Below are 17953 nucleotides of genomic sequence, written 5' to 3'. Positions count from 1 at the left end.
TTCCTAATTTTAAATTGATAATTGCTGGGGTTACCCAACTGAGCCTTCCATTTCGAGGTCGATGAGGCGCTTAAGTTCTACGGAGTATTCCATTGGGAACTCGCGGACGAGTTCGTTGATGAATCCGTTGACTGCGAGCGACATTGCTTGACCTTCATTGAGACCACGCTGCTGCATGTAGAAGAGCATGTCTTCAGAAACCTGCGATACGGATGCCTCGTGCTGCGTCACGTGCTGGTTACCGCGAACCGTGATGGCTGGGTATGTGTCAGTGCGTGACTGGCTGTTGATGAGAAGTGCATCACACTCAGTGTTGTTTTTACAACCTTTGAGGTGCTTAGGAATGTGAACTTGACCACGGTAGGTCGAGTTACCTTTACCTACGGAGATAGACTTGGAAACCACGTTGGAAGTGGTGTTGTCCGCTGCGTGGATCATTTTAGCGCCAGTGTCCTGAAGCTGACCGTCGTTAGCGAGAGCGATAGAGATAACCTCTCCGCGTGCGCCTTCGCCCTTCATGACTACACCAGGGTATTTCATGGTGAGGCGTGAACCGATGTTACAGTCGATCCAGCGGATCTCTGCATCTTCATGTGCTATACCGCGCTTAGTCACGAGGTTGAACACGTTGGACGACCAGTTCTGAACAGTCACGTACTGGATCTTAGCTCCTTTGAGAGCAACCAGCTCAACCACTGCTGAGTGGAGAGTTGCAGTTTCGAACTTAGGTGCAGTACAACCTTCCATGTACATAATCTCAGAGCCTTCGTCAGCGATGATGAGCGTGCGCTCGAACTGACCGAAGTTCTCGGAGTTAATGCGGAAGTATGCCTGGAGTGGTTGTTTGAGCTTTACGCCTTTCGGTACGTAAATGAATGAGCCACCAGAGAATACTGCTGAGTTCAGTGCTGAGAACTTGTTGTCACCAGTAGGGATCACCTTGCCGAAGTATGGGCGGAAGATTTCTTCGTGCTCACGGAGGCCTTCTGTAGAGTTGACGAAGATAACACCTTCTTTGCTGAGTGCTTCTTTAACATTAGAGTAAGCCGCTTCTGAGTCGAACTGAGCTTCCACACCTGCGAGGAATGCACGCTCTTGCTCGGGGATACCGAGACGCTCGAATGTTTCCTTAATGTCGTCTGGAACATCGTCCCAGCTACGTTTTGGCTGTTGACCGTCTGAGAGGTAGTAGCGGATTGCGTCGAAGTCGATGTTGTTAAGGTCGTCCGTTGCCCAGTTGGTAGGCATCGCTTTGGATTCGAAAACCTCGAGTGCTTTGAGGCGGAATTCGAGGATCCAGTCCTTTTCCTTTTTGACGTTGGAGATGTAGCGCACAGTGTCTTCGTTGAGGCCGTAACCTGCATCGTACTTGTGGTTCTCCGGGAAACGGAAGTCGCCCGTGGCGCGATCTACATCGATCGCGTCCTGTGTTTCCTGATCGATCTCAGGAGAAATTGTTGTATCTGAAATTTCCATAATCGTTAACTGTTGTGAGTTAATTGTTATTGGTTGCTTGAGTGGCTCGATCGAGCCGGATGACTAGACTGCTGCTGGCTTATTAGTGAGGTGGTCGTACCCTTTTTCCTCAAGTTCAAGAGCAAGTTCAGGTCCACCTGACTTGACGATCTGGCCGTCAGCAAGCACGTGCACTACGTCTGGCTTGATGTAGTTGAGAAGGCGCTGGTAGTGAGTGATCACAAGGAATCCGCGGTTTTCATTGCGGAGCAGATTCACACCTTCAGAAACGACCTTGAGAGCATCAATGTCGAGACCTGAGTCAGTCTCATCGAGGATGCAGTAGCGTGGGTCGAGCATCATCATCTGAAGGATTTCGTTGCGCTTTTTCTCACCACCGGAGAAACCTTCGTTTACTGCACGGGCGGTGAACTTACGGTCCATGTCGAGTGTGTCCATCTTCGCGTAGAGGTCTTTGTAGTAGGCTACAGCATCGAGCTCTTCTCCTTCTGGAAGGCGTGCTGAAAGAGCTGCGCGGATGAAGTTAGCATTCGATACACCTGGGATTTCCATTGGGTACTGGAACGCAAGGAAGATTCCAGCGCGCGAGCGCTCATCTACGTCGAGCTCAAGTACGTCAACACCATCCATTGTGATGGAACCACTCGTTACTTCGTAGTCTTCGTGACCAGCAATAATCTTAGAAAGTGTGGACTTGCCGGCACCGTTTGGTCCCATGACTGCGTGAACTTCACCAGTTGGAATTTCGAGGTTGAGGCCCTTAAGAATCTCGGTGTCGCCGATTTTAGCGTGAAGGTCTTTGATGATGATAGACATAGCTTCGTTGTTTTTTATGTTACGTATTTGTGTTAAGTAGGTGATTCGCGGTGTTGGCCGCGGAAAGTGTGTTAGTTCGCCGAATTGTGGTTTGGCGTTCCTAGGGTGCCGCGAAGGGTGATGTCTAGGTTGTTAACCTGAGCTCCTTCTGGAAGATCGAGAAAGTCACTGAGTTTGACGCCTTTTTTGAATTGAATATCGTGGATACTGCCAGTGCTTTCGTCGTGGAAATGGCCGTGTTCACTGAGGTTCGGACAGTAGCGTGAGGACTCACGCTCGAAATTGACCTGCCGCACTGCGTGGTGTTCGACTAGTGTTTCTAAGCAGTTATAGACCGTAGCAAGGGAAATGCCAGGTGTGCTCTGTTTCACGCGCTCGTAGACCTCCGTAGCTGTCGGGTGATCGCGGTTTTCCATCAGCACGCGATACACTTCCTTACGCTGTTTGGTCATGCGTAAGCCGGGAATGTTAAGTGTCTCAATATCTGTCTTCATGGCTGCGGCAACCTACGCTTGAGAATACCACCAATCAAGTCTTATTTAGAATAGTTCTAAGTCTAAATAAGCACTAAGCTTTCTATTATCTCAATTTGAGGTTTGAAAATACAGAAATACGCCTAGAACTGAGAAATGCACCGTGATGTGGAGAAGATTTTGATTACTGAAGAAGAAATTCGTCAGCGGCTTGATGTGTTAGCTCAGAAGATGATGCTTGAGTTTGCCGATGATGAGATTGTGGTAGTGATATTACTCAAAGGAGCCTTGGTTTTTGCTGCAGATATGTGCCGTCGTTTACCAGTGAAAATGACTGTGGAATGTATCAATGTAGCAAGCTATCATGGGGGTATTAAGAGTAGCGGGAGGGTGGAGTTTCTTGATGCGAAGTTACCCGATGTGCAAGGGAAAAAAGTACTGGTGATGGACGACATCTTAGACACGGGTCTGACGATGCGTGCCGTGGTAGATTCGCTGACGGAATTAGGCGCGAGTGAGGTGAGGGGCTGTGTGCTGCTCAATAAAATAAAAGAGCGTGCAGTCGCCTGCGAAGCTGATTATCGGGCCTTCGATATTGAAGACGAATTTGTGATCGGCTACGGCCTAGACTATCAAGGAAGGTATAGGAACTTGCCTTATGTGGGTGTGATGAGGCAAGTTGGAAAGGTTATCTTTCCATTAGATAGGGGCGCCGCTCTGACGGCGTCCGGCTGATGGGGGCTTGACTGCTGATCGTTGCGCGATGGGAGGTGACCTATTTTAGAATAGTAGGTATTACCCTGTTGTTTCGAAGTTCGGTGCGCAGCTGGACGCCGACGGAGCGACGTCCCTACCTGATAAAGGTGACGCGTGGCTTATTCGACAGGGCCTAGATCGCCGTGGCCACCTTTAGCTCCGCCACCTTTGGAGGCGTTGCGTGAGCGGATGGAGAAGACGATAGGTACGCCGAGTACATCGTGCTGTTCACGAATACGGTTGGCTAGGTACTGCTCGTAATGCTCGTGCATGAGGCGCTTGTCGTTCACGAATAGGATGAACTGAGGTACGGGAATGGCAGTGTACTTGTCATTCACTACAGCCGTGGCGTACATGAGCTTCACGCGCTTCTTGTACTTCTTGTGCTGAGATGGTGGTTTGATTTCCATCGCATCGCTGAGCAAGCGATTGAGGCGACCAGTAGTGATCGGGCTGCTCGCAGCTTGGCGGATACGGGTAATCTGATTGAAAATCTGGGAAATGTGTTGGCCTTCTTTCGCTGAGACACAGGCGTAAGGAGCCCAGGAGAGGAAGAATAGCTCGTGGTTAATGAGTTCTTTAGCTTTGTCGAGGCGCGCTTGGCGGGAACCACCAGCTTCGAAGAGGTCCCACTTATTGAGAATGATTAGGCATGGCTTGCGCTCTTCTTTGATCATTTTAGCGATCTTGCGATCCATCGACGAAATACCAGCGTCGAGATCGATCACGAGTAGGCAGATATCTGCACGACGGATTGATTTCTCGGTACGCATTGCGGAGAAAACTTCAACCGAGGTATCCATTTTCTGGCGCTGGCGCAGACCTGCTGTGTCGATGAGTGTGTGCTTTTCTTCTCCCCATGAGTAGGGGATGTCGATGGCGTCACGGGTAGTGCCCGCTATTTCAGAAACGATGGTGCGATCATCCTTGAGGATGGCATTGATCAGTGAGGATTTACCCGCGTTTGGTTTGCCAACGATGGCAATTTTGAGGCCATCTCGCTCGACTATTTCTTGAATTTCTTCTTCTTCCTCGCTCTGTGCCTCAATGATTTTAGCGAGAGTTTCGTCCATGAGCTCAGCGAGTTCGCCAAAGCCACGGCCGTGTGCTGCGGAGATGGCGACACCTGCACCGAGTCCAAGACGAGCGAAATCGCCAGCCATGAGTTCTTGCGCGTGATGGTCAGCCTTATTAAGGATGAGGAAAACTGGTGACTTAGCTCGGCGGAGCTTCTGCGCTAGAGCTTCATCTGTAGGAGTGAGGCCATCACGAGCATCCACGACAAAGAGAATCATGTCGGCGCTGCTCATAGCAATGTCAGCCTCGATAGTTACTTGATCGTGAAAACCATCGTCAAGCTTCATGCCAATACCGCCAGTATCAATGACTTCACAAGGGTGGTCGGTGATTTTACATGGCGCAGCAATGCGGTCACGTGTGACACCTGGTTCATCATGTACGATGGCAATGCGGCGTTCGGCGAGTCTGTTAAAAATCGCTGATTTACCGACATTTGGTCGGCCGACGATGGCGATGGTTGGTATTTTCACGGGTGAAAGTATAAAGTTAAAAGTGTGAAGGAGAAAGTTGAGTCACATGCTGTGCAATTTTTAAGAAGATCAACTTTGCTATGTTTATGTTTTTAGCTCGTTGACTTGCCGGATGCAGTTGAGGCTGTAAGCCCATGAGGACCAAAGTGTCAATACCGCTGCAACGATTGTTGGGTATAGCGGTGAGAGCGGTACCACCTTTAGCATGACCCAGCCTAATGTAAATAGCTGTGCGATGGTAGTTGCCTTGCCGGTCCAGTGTGGCTTGACTTGGATCTTAATTCCCAGGGAAAGGATCATCGCACAGCCGAGGCCTATGCTGACATCACGTGCGATTACCATGACGATGTACCACGCAGGAATGATCCAGTCGCTCTCTCCCCATGCGACAAAGGAAAGGGTGATGAGGCCAGTGAGCATGAGCACCTTATCAGCGAGGGCGTCAAGTACGGCGCCGAGCTTGCTGGTTTGGTTGTATTTTCGGGCTACGTAGCCGTCGATACCATCGCTAGCGGCAGCAAGGATAAATGTGCCTAGCGCGAGGAAGCGGAGAGTTTCATCTGGGGTTCCTATCTCTACGCTGCGTCCATACATGACGGCTAAGACTCCAAAGACTGGAATCAGTGCGAATCGAAATAGGGTGATGGCATTGGCGGCGTTCAAGAGCGGTCGAGAGTGCGCTCATTTTTTACCACGAAATACACGAATTGCACGAATGAATACAAGGGGGCTATTAATTAGAAATTGAGAATTAGGAATGAGGAAATGTACCGCGAAATAGACGAAAGTTTCGAAATGGGGATGCTTGCGGCGATGGACATAATTACAGAATGAGGCAGATTTTGCTGATGTAACGTTGGTGAACGAATGGTTATCGATGGCCCCGCCATTTGGCTAGGTAGGGACGTTGCTCCGCGGGGTCCAGATGAGGGGATGTGTTGGTTGCTTAATGGAATGAAGTTGGTGAGGCGTGTTGGAAGCCAGAGGTCGCACCTTTGTGGTTCGAAGATGGGTGCACCGCTGGACGTCGGCGGAGCGACGTCCCTACCTAGGTTTGCGAGTGAGATTAGGTTTTACGATGTGCGCTGTGTCGAAGGTTCTAAAGTCGAATGTCAGAATGAGCATCGCGTGGTCGCGATGGATGATGTTTGCGTTTGATCGATGTGACTTATGGTTGATGCATAGTCCTGTATCGGGTAGATCCCTATGTATGAAACCAGAAATCGGCAAAGCCGCACCAGAGTTCAGCGCCCCAGTGGTCGGTGGTGAATATGCAGAAGAAGCTCAAATCTCGCTCTCGCAGTTTAAGGGGCAGCGCGTGGTTTTAGTGTTTTATCCAAAAGATAATACTCCTGGTTGTACGACTCAGAGCTGTGCGATGCGTGATGATTGGACTCAGCTAGAGGGTAAAGCTCAGGTGTTTGGAGTCAGTATTGATCCGATTAAAAGTCACGTGAAATTTATTGAGAAACAGCAACTTCCTTATCCATTGATCAGTGATGAGGATAAAGCGATTGTTGAAGCCTACGGCGTGTGGGTAGAGAAGCAGATGTATGGTAAGAAATACATGGGCACCGAACGCAGCACCTTTGTGATCGGAGCGGATGGGCAGCTCGAGGCTATTCTTGAAAAAGTGAAGCCTGCAAAGCATCTCGAACAATTGCTCGAGGTCTTGGGTTAACCCTTCAAAATGTATTCTCACCATTCACCTAGGTAGGGACGCCGCTCCGCCGGCGTCCGGCTGATGGGATGTCTTGATGGCTTAAAGGAATGGAGGAAGGTGAGGCGTGTTGGGAACCAGAGGTGTGACGTTTGCTGTTTAAAGTTCGGTGCACATCTGGACGTCGGCGGAGCGACGTCCCTACCTAGGTTTACGTGTGAAATTAGGTTTTTTGTGATTCGTTGTGTCGGATGTCTTAAAGTCGAAGGTTAATGTTGGCATCGCGTGGTCGCGATGGGGTGTGATGGTCGTGTTTTTGATTTTGGAGATGGGTGCGCGAATGAAATAAATGGAATGGCAGGGTGGTAGAAGTTGCCATTCACCTAGGTAGGGACGCCGCTCCGCCGGCGTCCGGCTGATGGGATGTCTTGATGGCTTAAAGAGATGGAGGAGGGTGAGGCGTGTTGGGAGCCAGAGGTGTGACGTTTGCGGTTTAAAGTTCTGTGCACCTCTGGACGTCGGCGGAGCGACCTCCCTGCCTAGCTATGAGGTTTTAAGTGCTCGATGGGTGGAAAGAAAAAGCTCCACACGAATGAACGCGTGGAGCTTTGGTGAATTGTGTTGAGTCGTTCTTGTTCGCAGTCGGTCTAGCGACGACGGCGGAGAAGAAGGGCTACGGAACCAAGACCGAGAAGTGCGGTACTGGATGGTTCTGGAACTGCTGAAACATCAGCAGTTGCAAATGGGTTGCCTGCTGTTGTTTCACTTCCGAAAATAAGTGAACCATTAGCTGATGTCATGCTGAAGGACTGAGCTGTAGCTCCTCCATCAACTCCAGATGTAAATGGATCTCCAGTGTTATTAAATGTGATGCCAGCCGCCTTCCAGATAAATGCTTCAGTTGATGAGCCTGCACTGGTGCCGTTCATAGCAAAAACATATACACTTTCATTGTCGTATGCACTAGTGTCGAAGTCTACAGCTAGGCCAGAAAAGAAACCAGGGCTAACAAAAATATCACTATCACCAGGGTCTGTCAGTTGAATAGGTGTATCAAATGCTGTAAATCCAGCAAATAGATCAGTGACAGAATTTGAAGTGCCAATAACGGACTCATTCATCACACCAAGATAAAAAGATGATGTAGATTGCGTTAATGCTGTTCCGGATGAGTTTGTTACTTGATTGAAGCCATCATTAAAGTTGTCGACTGTAATTGATACCGTGGTCGCAGACGCTATCTGAGTAAAACCAAGGAATATGATAAGTTTAATGCTTGTTTTCATGTAGTTATTTATAAATGGAAATTCTAGAATGATGGAGTTGACGTTATTGAGGTATCACCACTTTGACGTTCTATAAAGATAGCTCCTGAGATTTCTTGAGTGGATGCATCACTTAAGGTGGAATTTTTCCAGCCCGCAGATATAGGGAAGGGAACAGTTTGGCCTGTGTGATAAAAGTATTTATCAAAACCACCTGATTCGTTTGAAAGCCAAAGAACGTCAGCTGTACCTAGTGACGTTCCACCTAGCAGGTCGTTTTCTAATCCACTTGCCGATAGTGTTGTGCCAATAGGAAAGACTGTGCCTAATAGATTGAAGCCTTCTGTGACAACCATTTGTTTAGCTTGGGAGATAACTGAGCCGGTTAGAGTTAAAGATTTATCCGAAGAGTCATTTGTTTCAATCATAAGCCCATCTGTGTAGATGAGAGGAAGGGTTGAAACATCTGTAAGTGTAGAGCTCTTCCAGCCTTCAGAAATAGGAAATGGGACGGTTTGGCCAGAGTGATAAAAATACTTATTAAAAGAGCCTGAGCCATTTTGAACCCATATAACATCTGAAGCGCCGATTGATGTGCCTTCAAGTAATCCAGCACTGTTGTCGGCTCCAAAAATAGATGAAATCGTAGCAGCTTTACGTATTTTGTACTCTGCGCCGGCTGAAATACTTCCTTCACCTAGATCTGAGAGGTCATCAGGTGTACTTATTACGTTCGTGTTGACATCAGTTGTTGTGATTTCCTGAATCAGACCTGATGCGTCACCTGATGTGATTTCTAGAATGTAAGAGGTGTCGTCTTCAAGGATTGTGCTGAAGTCTACGTCATCATCTGTAAGTTGTACGCCATTGACTGTTTCAAAGGAACCCGAAATTTCTGTAGCTTCGTGTAGGGTTAATCCGACAAGGTTATAGCCATTTCCTGTAAGGTTGACAGTTACATAACCCACAGGGTCAGTCGTCGCAGTTTGAGCGTTCATGCTCGCAAGGGAACCTAGGAGCGAGAGTGCTGCGATGCCTCCCAGTTTAAATTGTTTCTTCATAAAGTTTGTGGTGTTTTGTATTCTGGATTCGGGAGGCAGAACTAATTGGATTAGCGCAAGCTACATGAATCGGATATCTGATGACAAGTGATAAATACCATAAAATGCTTAAGATTAGATTAAGACAGTTATTTTATATTTTTTTTACATGGAGGTAAGTGGAGTCGCTGAGTGGTTACTATTCCATGGAATGCATCTACTATCAAATAGTGATGAGGTCTTAGTGTTGTCCGAGAGTGCTTTCCGCTCTGTGAATATTTTTGAGGTGTGGTCAGAACGTGGCTTAGTTTTTTTAAGAGCGAACTGATAGCTGGGACGGGAAACTCATCACTGGTCGATGACTCTTGATAGTTTAGGGAGGTTTTTGGGTACAAAAAAACGACGCAGACCTTGCGGAATGCGTCGTTTAGAAATTGAGTGCACTTGGGAGTGCTGTATCAATTAGATGATACCAGCCTTCTTGAGTGTTACGTAAGCGCCGTTCTTGTTGATTGTCTTGATCGCTTTCGCTGTAAGCTTAATGCGTACGTAGCGGTCGAGTTCAGGAACAAAGATACGCTTAGTCTGAAGGTTAGGTGATACTTTGCGTTTCACAGTCTTGGTCACGTGACGACCGATACCGCCTTTTTTCTTAGCGAGACCAGAACGGTGGATCTTGCGACCTACACGTACTTTTGATCCGCGGATGCTACATACTTTTGCCATAATCTTGAAATTTGTTGTGGGCGCGGAGATAAACACTGACGGATTAGTAGGTCAAGGAATTTATTGGCTAAAAAAGAGTCTTTTACTGTTTTTCAGTGTTTTGTGTGCATGAGGGGGTGGAGGAAACCATTGACCTAGGTAGGGCCGCCGCTCCGCGGTGTCCAGCTGAGAGGATGTCTTGGCGGCTGAAAGGAATGAAGTTGGTGAGGCATGTTGGAAACCAATAGTGTAGCCTTTGTGGTTTGAAGATCGGTGCACCGCTGGACGCCGCGGAGCGACGTCCCTACCTAGGTTTGCGTGTGAGATTAGGCTCTACGATGTGCGGGGGGCGAAGGTATGGAATGTATCGGGTGGAAGCGATGGTTTGTTTTAGAAGAGCTCGTTTTCGGGCTTGGGGAGTGGTGCACCGATTTTGGTGTAAGCGGCGGGAAGTGCGACGCGTCCACGTGGGGTGCGTTTGACGAAGCCTTGCATAATGAGGAAGGGTTCGTGGACTTCTTCGAGAGTAGAGGCGTCTTCTCCTACGGCTACCGCGACTGAGGAAAGTCCTACTGGGCCGCCATTGAACTTGTAGATCATGGCTTCGAGGATACGCACGTCCATTTCATCGAGGCCGTCGTTGTCGATTTCGATCATAGCGAGGGCTTGGTGTGCGGTGTCAGCGTCGATCACTCCATTTCCTCTGACTTGGGCGAAGTCGCGTACCCAGCGTAGGAGGTTGTTGGCTATACGTGGGGTGCCACGGGATCGGGAGGCTATTTCTGTGGCTCCATCTGGTTTAATAGAGATGTTAAGAAGGCCTGCTGAACGGGTAATAATCACCGCGAGTTCATCGCTTGAGTAATAGTCTAGGCGGTTCACTAATCCGAAGCGTGAACGCAACGGAGCGGTGAGCATGCCGGCGCGGGTGGTGGCGCCGACGAGAGTGAACTTAGGGAGGTTGAGCTGGATGGAACGTGCGGAGGGGCCAGAGTCGATAATGATGTCGAGCCGGAAGTCTTCCATGGCTGGGTAGAGGTATTCTTCTACTGCTGGGTGGAGACGGTGGATTTCATCGATAAAAAGGATGTCGCCTTTTTGGATGTTAGTGAGAACGCCTGCGAGGTCACCCGCTTTTTCGATCTGAGGGCCAGAGGTGGTGTGGAGCTGAGTTCCCGCTGCTCCCGCTATAATATTAGCGAGTGTTGTTTTTCCGAGGCCGGGAGGGCCAGAGAGAAGAACGTGCTCGAGCACGTCATCGCGCTGTCTTGCGGCTTCGACCATCAGCATGATGCGTTCTTTTATCTTTTCCTGTCCATGGAACTCGCTAAACTCTGGTGGGCGTAGTGAGACATCGTATGGGGATTCAGGGGCGCTGGAAGTTTGTTCAAAGAAAGAGTCGGACATTGGGAAGAAGTGAGAAGTTGTTTAATTTAGAAATAACGGGTGGTTGGGAACTGGCAACTGAATAAGTGGGAGGGGAGAGCCTGCTGCGCTAGACAGAATTTTAGAATGGGACAGAATTTCTGAGAGTGTTTTAGTCGGATTGGTTTAAGAGGGAAGATTGTAATAGATGATTTTGGCAGGCTTCACCATTAGGCTAGGTAGGGACGCCGCTCCGCGGTGTCCAGCTGAGGGGGTGTCTTGGAGGCTTAATGGAGTGGAGTTGGTTTGGCGTATTGGAAACCAATGGTATTGCCTTTACGGTTCGAAGATGGGTGCTCCGCTGGACACCGCGGAGCGACCTCCCTACCTAGGTTTGCGTGTGAAGTCGGTTTTTTGAGAGCTGCGGTGTGTCGAAGGTCTCAGAGGTCGAAGGTCGTGGTCTGCATCGTGTGGGCGTGATGAATAGAATTGAGATTGCTTGTATTGGGTTCTTCGCTAGAAGGTGTGGCATGGAGATCGGCGATATCAAAAAAGTTCTCAATGCGGCAGGTGTGATACCATCGCGCCAGCTTGGACAAAATTTCCTCTGCGACCCGAAGGTGGCACGTGCAATTGTGGATCAACTCCACCCTAGCGAGAATGATGTCGTGGTGGAATGTGGTCCTGGAACAGGTGCGCTCACAGTGCATCTCGTTGGACGAGTGAAGAAGGTGATTCTGGTGGAGTACGATGCTCGTCTGGCTGAATACCAGAAGGAGACGTATAAGGACCGAGAGGATGTGGAGGTGCATCACTATGATGCGGCACGTTTTGATCTTCGTCAGCTTTTTAAATACGGACCGATTAAGATGCTAGGGAATTTACCCTATTCCGCTGGTGGTGCAATCATGCGTAACTTCATGAAGCGACCGACAATGGTTTCACGTGCGGTTCTGATGCTGCAGAAGGAATTTATTGATAGAATTGTCGCTGTTCCTTTCACGAAAAATTATGGTGTGCTTTCTCTTCGTATGCAGAGTGAGTGGGTGAGTGAGCCGGTGATGCTAGTTCCGCCCGAGGCATTTACGCCCCCGCCAAAGATTGATTCCACTGTGATGGTCTGTGTGCCGAAACCTGAGAGTGAACTACCAAACTACGATGCGCGTTTGTTCGATGAACTGATTCGCCGTGGATTCTCTCAGCGCCGCAAGCAGATTAAAAAGCAGCTTCCTGAGACCCGTGAATGGGCTGAGGTAGCTCCTGTGCTCGGCTTAAAAGAAACGGCACGTGCTGAAGAAATTTCACTGGAGAACTGGATCGAGATCACGCGCATGTATGATGATCATCCGCTAAAGGACATCCCGCAAAATGCTGATGAGTTATTCGATGTGGTGGATGAGAAGGATGAGGTAGTTCGTCAAGAAAAGCGTGCAGTGGTGCATGCTGAGAATTTATTACATCGCGCGGTGCATGTGTTTGTTTTTAATAAACGCAAGGAGCTTCTGCTGCAGAAGCGTTCGAGCTTGAAGGATAATTTTCCAAGTAAGTGGGATAGTAGTGCCGCTGGCCATTTAGATGCCGGCGAAGGCTATGATGCCTGCGTTTTGCGTGAACTCGCTGAGGAGTTGGGTATCCAGGACTGTGATACGCAGGAGGTTGCGAGACTTTCGCCAAGCGAGAATACTGGCTGGGAATTTATTGGGCTCTATCTTGCGCGTTACGACGGTGCGCTGCGTTTTCCCTGTAGTGAGGTATTTACTACGGAGTGGTTCACTATGGAGCAAGTGCGCGAGTGGGTAGCTCTACGACCAGAAGATTTCGCCCCAGGTTTTATCGAATGCTGGAAGGTGTTTGAGGAGAAGATGGCTGGTGCGCAGGGGTAGAAGTTTAACCTTTATAAGTGCGCTCTGGATGTTCGAAGACTTTGCTTAGAACATCTTGAACGGGCTTGCCGTTCCATGCTTTGATAAAATGGATTAGGCCTAGCACTACTATGGCAAAGCAAAAGAATGCTTTGCCACCCTGACAGAGGGTGAAAGCAATAAGGCTTAGTCCAGAGAGTATGGTGCTTCTTATAATTTTGTGTCCTCGGAGAGGGTCTTTTTTACGCAGCATAGTGGGGTGTTTAAACGTTGTTAGAATAGGGTTTAATCGTAGTGTTGAAATTTGTGAAGGTGAAACGTCAAGGTGGGTAGAGAACTCTTTAAGAAATCAGTTCCCAAGCTGAGTGGCTGTGTTTAGCTTGGCGCTGTGAAACCGCTCGATTACCCGACTGAAGTGCGAGGCATTCTGTCTTTCGATTTTGATGGCACCCTGTATTTACCGAACAACGAGTCTGCAGTGGATTCTCTTTTCTATAAGAAAATAGAGGAGCTTCGTGCAGATGGCTGGCTGTGGGCTATCAATACCGGGCGCTCCTTGCTCTATATGTTAGAGGGTTTTAAGGATGGGGCGTTTCCCTTTTCTCCGGATTTTCTAGTCGCGCGTGAACGTGAAATTTACACGCCGGGTGATCAGTTCGGTCGCTGGCAGCGAGTGGAAGATTGGCACGAGCGCTATGCGCGTGATACGGCACTTTTTTTCGAGGATGCTGGGGATTTTATCGAACTCGTAAAAGAGCATGTGATGAGTGCGACATCGGCTCAGTGGGTAGAGGAGGAAGGAGATCCAGCTGGAATCGTGGCTAGCTCTGAGGAAGAGACGCTCCAGATTTTAGAGTTTGTGAATGAGCATAGGCATATGTCAGACCTCATTGGGGTTCTTTATAATTCCATCTATATGCGCTTCACCCATTGTGGTTACAATAAAGGGACTTCTCTCCAAGAGCTGGCGAAGCGAGTTGGTGTGCCCGTGGAGAATGTGTTTGCGATAGGTGATGGTCACAACGATATCGATAAATTACATCCGGATGTGGCGGGTATGATCGCGTGTGTGGGTAACTCCCAGCAAGAGGTGATAGACTATGTGCGTGGGCATGGGGGGTATGTCGCCAAGGGGTTTGGGAGCCTCGGGACGGTTGAGGCCTTGACCCATTTTCTGGGGTAGTTTTTTTACCGCGAATCACTCGAATTGCACGAATGGTGGGGGACTAGTGTCGAAGGTATTAAAGTGCATCGCGTGGTTGCGATGGGGGAGGTAGCTGAGCCATTAGGCTAGGTAGGGACGGCGCTCGGCGGTGTCCAGCTGAGGGAAGGTCTTGATGGCTGAATGGAATGGAGCTGGTGAGGCGCCGTGTAAGCCAATGGTATTGCCTTTGAGGTTTGAAGATGTGTGCACCGCTGGACGTCGGCGGAGCGATGTCCCTACCTAGGTTTGCGTGTGAGTGGGTTAACCGCCTGCGACTGGTGGAATGAAGACGACTTCGTCTCCGGCCTTGAGAGGGGTGGCCCAGTCTGCAAAGTCATCATTGATGGCGATCATGAGTTGCTTTTGTTTGTGGGGGAAGCTGTGACGGCTTTTGAGTTCTTCATAGAGGCCGGATGGAGTCACTGATTCAGTGCTGACTTCTTCGCTGTCGCACTTTGCGAGTTCTCGGAGCTGAGCAAAATAGCGGATGGAAATGGTTTTGGCTTCGCGGGTCATAGTGAGGTGGCTGCGGATTTCTAGTGTGTCAGCTGGGCTATTCGCATTGTCTAGTGCGTGAGGGCGCTCTAGCTGAATTAACTGGGTTTCGATTTCTTCTAAAAGGTGGCGCGGACAGCGTTTGCCATCGGCGACTGCTTGACTGATGACAGGGGCTGAGCTGGGCTCATAAATCGCACAGAGAGGTTCTGCTCGGTGGTCTACATTGCTGGCGAAGCTAGTTGCGTCCTTGGTTATGTCCGCTGAGCGAGTGAGCAGTTCGAGCGTGTTAGCTTCGAGCAAGGGGAGGTCGCAGGCGATGACGAGCCAGCGCGCTTCTGGGTGCGCTTGCTGAGCAGCGTGAATGGCGCAAAGTGGGCCTTCTGCTGGGTCAATGATAGCGAGCTTTCCGAAGTCCTGATCGGCGCGATGGCTGAGGAATGCTTGTTCGGTCGTAGACTCAAGTACGGAGAATAGGCGTATCCACTCAGGGGTGTCACCACGGTAAATGAGCTGGGATTTATCTTGTCCCATGCGTGTGGATTTTCCGCCGACGAGTAAGAGTCCGTAGAGTGGTGCTGGCATGTGGTTGTTTTGCAATAGGTGTCGGCGCCCTACAATAGTGATTTTTAGTAATCTAGGGCGAAACTCTGTAGAATTTACCGTGGCACTCTTTTTAATGGGTAAAATTTACAGCTTCTGGTAGCTTCCGGTTTCCTTATATTTAGTTATAGTTTGCATACAGGTAGGTGGTTGTAGGCGTTTCATGTGAGTTGGCACCATGTCTGCGAAGATTCTTAGGTACTATGATATATAGATCTAAACTAAATGACATGTTTGCTCTATGCGCCTTCTCTTCTGGTATTTTATTACTAGCGGGGGAGTCGCAGTTGTTTGCAGAGGAAGTGCCATTTGAGCGACAGCCCGAATTTTTTCAAGTGGTGTCAGGTCAGCTCAATGCTCTCAATCCTCGAGACGGAGTTTACACTAAAATCGGAGATAATAATGAAAGTTATAATGCCGCAGGTTACAATATTCAGGATGACTACGTGTATGCATGGGGACGCTATGCTCCCTACAAAGACCAGCTAATACGTATTCATGGCGACGGTTCCTTTTCAGCACTGGGCACTCCAAGTACTGAGGGGAGAAAAGTACCTACTTACAATATCTATGCAGGAGACATGGATTTTGAAGGACATCTCTGGGTCCGAGGTGATCGTTTTTACAGTCCAGACCTTATGAAAATTAATGTGGAGACGTCTACGTATGAAATGGTTTCGTTCAGTGGTATAAATCCAGGAGGTGTCGCTGACTTAGTCTATCAGGAAATAGATGGGAAAGGTTATTTCTTCGGAGCGCGCAACCAAGACCTCTACACATGGGATGTGGAAAATAAGACAGTGACACGAGTTTCTGTGAAAAATCTTCCATCTGGAAGAGTGGCATATGGTGCTGCATATACAGACCTGAATGGTAGCCTCTTTGTGAGCAGTAACGCTGGAGGGGTTTATCAGATAATTAACCATACTACTGATAGTCCGCGAGCGGCATTTCTTCTTGATAGTGTGGTGACTCGTAACAATGACGGATTTAGTTGCCCAGCAGCAGAGAGCCCATTGATAGTGCCTGAGAATCAAGAGCCAATTATCACTATTGAAGACGGGGGGGTGACGATCGGAGGCACGCGTAGGTGTACAGTCGATCTAGGTATCGCTGATGAAGGGTTACCGCTCACTGGAGATGGACTCACTGTGGAATGGTCACACCAGACTGGGCCGGATGTGATTAAGTTCTACGATGACAATGAGTCAAAAACGGAGATGTATTTCTCAAAAAACGGCCAATACGTAGCACGCTGTAGTGCATCTGATGGTGAGCTCACAGTGTTTGAAGACTTCTACATCACTGTAGCGGATGATGCGGTAAGCTCTGTCGATACGTATTCACAGACGGAGGATGCTTATGAGTACTCACGTAATCTCTGGAGTGAGGTAAAAGAACAATTACATTGTAAAAAGAATGGTACTTTTCTTGAGGTAGAGAAGCGTGGCTTCAATGCAGAGGATTTCGTGCTTGAAGTAGATTCAGAGGTTATTGTGACGGCGATCTATGATGGAGGTACGCACCGCAATACTTTATTCTGGTACAATGGGAATGAACCATCTGAGTCGACAGCTGTGTGGCATAGCTATGTTATGGGGCCAGCGGCTCCTTTAAAGCCAGGGTCACGTGCTAGTTTAGGTGTGTTACCTGCAGGGACACCACTTCGGTTTGGCTTGGTAGTCGATGGTGCAAGAGGTGATGAAACTATGGTTTTTCAGGATGCTGAGTACAACCCTGAGGGGGCAATACAGTGTGCCGCTCGTTTATTCGATGGTGACTCTGACCGTCCACTGGTTCTCGCATTTGAAGATCAGGTGGCTGGTGACGAAGATTTCAACGATGTGATTTTTCAAATCGAAATAATCCCTAGATACCGTGGAGTTGCGCAATATGATGATGTGATTACTGGGCAATACGGTTTGCACAGTGATAGAGGTCGCCGTGGAGTCGAAAGACATCTTAGTAATTTCTACATGGATACAGCAGAGTTCGAGACTCTAGGGCAGGTTTTTAAACTCCCTAGTGAACCTATTACTGTGGAATTCATTGAGGACCGTAGTTCCATGAAGTTTGATCTCTGTGTATTTGATTACGATCAATTAGTAAATTTGGATCCGAGCTCTCTTGAGTTCCGTAAGCGTGCTGCTCAGTCAGCAGTGTCTATACTGGATGATCGAAAAACAAATCCTGGAGATTCAGTGACATTTGATCCGTCAGCTTATGGTTTAGCTGGTAAGAATGTCGGGTTCATGCTGGTCCCTAACAATGTAAGACAGGTTTTCCTAAGAAATCCGCATCGATATACAGCTAAGGGTCACGGTGAGCGAACTAAGCGCCAACCACTCTTCAGTCTTGTCGGAGCAAACCCTGGTTACATGGATCAGATCCTTACTATGTCTGATGGTGAAATGACTGTTTTATGTATCGAGGATCACACTCGCTATGAAAATGCAGATGCACCTGAAGATGGTGATGTGAGTAATAGTAGTTTCGATGATGCGATTATCGTTATCAAAGGCAATTTAGAAGGAGTGAACCTCTTCGATAACATGTATGGTTTGCCGACTGAGGACCCAACTCTTGGGTTTACCGGTGAAGACGGCATCACGCCACGTGAGGGAATAGTTTGTTATTAAACTAAGTCAGAGTTGAGGCGCGGGAAAAGGCTTACCAATGATAC

17 protein-coding genes are annotated in these 17953 nt (G+C 48.6%); 5 read left to right on the top strand and 12 right to left on the bottom strand.

All coding sequences use genetic code 11. The features are described from left to right. Nucleotides 1-30: 30 nt before the first annotated feature. From sufB to ACSHX2_RS10670, 3 genes are all read right to left on the bottom strand, one after another. Complete coding sequence (gene sufB, locus ACSHX2_RS10680) at nucleotides 31-1476, bottom strand: Fe-S cluster assembly protein SufB (protein WP_435692936.1); 1446 nt, start codon at nucleotides 1474-1476, stop codon at nucleotides 31-33. Nucleotides 1477-1539: 63 nt separating this feature from the next. Next, complete coding sequence (sufC, locus tag ACSHX2_RS10675; RefSeq protein WP_435692935.1) at nucleotides 1540-2292, bottom strand: Fe-S cluster assembly ATPase SufC; 753 nt, start codon at nucleotides 2290-2292, stop codon at nucleotides 1540-1542. A gap of 71 nt (nucleotides 2293-2363) precedes the next feature. Continuing rightward, nucleotides 2364-2786 carry a Fur family transcriptional regulator gene (locus ACSHX2_RS10670; protein ID WP_435692934.1) on the bottom strand — a complete coding sequence of 141 codons (423 nt, stop codon included), beginning with the start codon at nucleotides 2784-2786 and terminating at the stop codon, nucleotides 2364-2366. Between the two features lie 135 nt (nucleotides 2787-2921). On the opposite strand from ACSHX2_RS10670, the gene hpt reads away from it, so the two are divergent. Then, nucleotides 2922-3500 carry a hypoxanthine phosphoribosyltransferase gene (gene hpt, locus ACSHX2_RS10665; protein ID WP_435692933.1) on the top strand — a complete coding sequence of 193 codons (579 nt, stop codon included), beginning with the start codon at nucleotides 2922-2924 and terminating at the stop codon, nucleotides 3498-3500. A gap of 140 nt (nucleotides 3501-3640) precedes the next feature. Here the strand turns inward: hpt and der are convergent, their stop codons facing one another. Further along, nucleotides 3641-5071: a ribosome biogenesis GTPase Der gene (der, locus tag ACSHX2_RS10660; RefSeq protein WP_435692932.1), complete on the bottom strand. Its 1431-nt coding sequence runs from the start codon at nucleotides 5069-5071 to the stop codon at nucleotides 3641-3643. Between the two features lie 84 nt (nucleotides 5072-5155). Continuing rightward, on the bottom strand, nucleotides 5156-5734 hold the full coding sequence (locus ACSHX2_RS10655; RefSeq protein ID WP_435692931.1) for a CDP-alcohol phosphatidyltransferase family protein: 579 nt from the start codon (nucleotides 5732-5734) through the stop codon (nucleotides 5156-5158). 547 nt (nucleotides 5735-6281) lie between these two features. On the opposite strand from ACSHX2_RS10655, the gene ACSHX2_RS10650 reads away from it, so the two are divergent. After that, nucleotides 6282-6752: a peroxiredoxin gene (locus ACSHX2_RS10650; RefSeq protein WP_435692930.1), complete on the top strand. Its 471-nt coding sequence runs from the start codon at nucleotides 6282-6284 to the stop codon at nucleotides 6750-6752. A 626-nt stretch (nucleotides 6753-7378) separates the two neighbouring features. Here ACSHX2_RS10650 and ACSHX2_RS10645 read toward each other — a convergent pair. The 4 genes from ACSHX2_RS10645 to ruvB form a co-directional block, all read right to left on the bottom strand. Beyond that, nucleotides 7379-8017, bottom strand: coding sequence for a PEP-CTERM sorting domain-containing protein (locus ACSHX2_RS10645; RefSeq protein ID WP_435692929.1), 639 nt, complete (start codon nucleotides 8015-8017; stop codon nucleotides 7379-7381). 23 nt (nucleotides 8018-8040) lie between these two features. Then, a complete protein-coding gene (locus ACSHX2_RS10640) occupies nucleotides 8041-9057 on the bottom strand; it encodes a hypothetical protein (RefSeq protein WP_435692928.1) in 1017 nt (338 codons plus the stop codon). Nucleotides 9058-9498: 441 nt separating this feature from the next. After that, a complete protein-coding gene (locus ACSHX2_RS10635; RefSeq protein ID WP_435692927.1) occupies nucleotides 9499-9762 on the bottom strand; it encodes a large ribosomal subunit protein bL28 in 264 nt (87 codons plus the stop codon). Nucleotides 9763-10131: 369 nt separating this feature from the next. After that, nucleotides 10132-11148, bottom strand: a complete 1017-nt coding sequence (gene ruvB, locus ACSHX2_RS10630) for a Holliday junction branch migration DNA helicase RuvB (protein ID WP_435692926.1) — start codon at nucleotides 11146-11148, stop codon at nucleotides 10132-10134. 386 nt (nucleotides 11149-11534) lie between these two features. On the opposite strand from ruvB, the gene rsmA reads away from it, so the two are divergent. Beyond that, nucleotides 11535-12989, top strand: a complete 1455-nt coding sequence (gene rsmA / locus ACSHX2_RS10625; RefSeq protein ID WP_435692925.1) for a 16S rRNA (adenine(1518)-N(6)/adenine(1519)-N(6))-dimethyltransferase RsmA — start codon at nucleotides 11535-11537, stop codon at nucleotides 12987-12989. A 4-nt stretch (nucleotides 12990-12993) separates the two neighbouring features. Here rsmA and ACSHX2_RS10620 read toward each other — a convergent pair whose 3' ends face one another. Then, nucleotides 12994-13221: a hypothetical protein gene (locus ACSHX2_RS10620; protein ID WP_435692924.1), complete on the bottom strand. Its 228-nt coding sequence runs from the start codon at nucleotides 13219-13221 to the stop codon at nucleotides 12994-12996. A gap of 135 nt (nucleotides 13222-13356) precedes the next feature. Here ACSHX2_RS10620 and ACSHX2_RS10615 point away from each other — a divergent pair, with 135 nt between their 5' ends. Continuing rightward, nucleotides 13357-14151, top strand: a complete 795-nt coding sequence (locus ACSHX2_RS10615) for an HAD family hydrolase (RefSeq protein WP_435692923.1) — start codon at nucleotides 13357-13359, stop codon at nucleotides 14149-14151. A gap of 102 nt (nucleotides 14152-14253) precedes the next feature. Here the strand turns inward: ACSHX2_RS10615 and ACSHX2_RS10610 are convergent, their stop codons facing one another. Continuing rightward, a complete protein-coding gene (locus tag ACSHX2_RS10610) occupies nucleotides 14254-14382 on the bottom strand; it encodes a hypothetical protein (protein WP_435692922.1) in 129 nt (42 codons plus the stop codon). A gap of 51 nt (nucleotides 14383-14433) precedes the next feature. After that, nucleotides 14434-15252, bottom strand: a complete 819-nt coding sequence (locus tag ACSHX2_RS10605; RefSeq protein WP_435692921.1) for an NTP transferase domain-containing protein — start codon at nucleotides 15250-15252, stop codon at nucleotides 14434-14436. A 248-nt stretch (nucleotides 15253-15500) separates the two neighbouring features. On the opposite strand from ACSHX2_RS10605, the gene ACSHX2_RS10600 reads away from it, so the two are divergent. Then, nucleotides 15501-17909, top strand: a complete 2409-nt coding sequence (locus tag ACSHX2_RS10600; protein ID WP_435692920.1) for a DUF6923 family protein — start codon at nucleotides 15501-15503, stop codon at nucleotides 17907-17909. Nucleotides 17910-17953 lie beyond the last annotated feature (44 nt).

It is taken from the genome of Rubritalea sp., assembly GCF_051252225.1.
GTDB lineage: Bacteria > Verrucomicrobiota > Verrucomicrobiia > Verrucomicrobiales > Akkermansiaceae > Rubritalea.
Note: the sequence above shows the minus strand (reverse complement) of the source record. Positions and strands in the feature narration are given on the sequence as shown.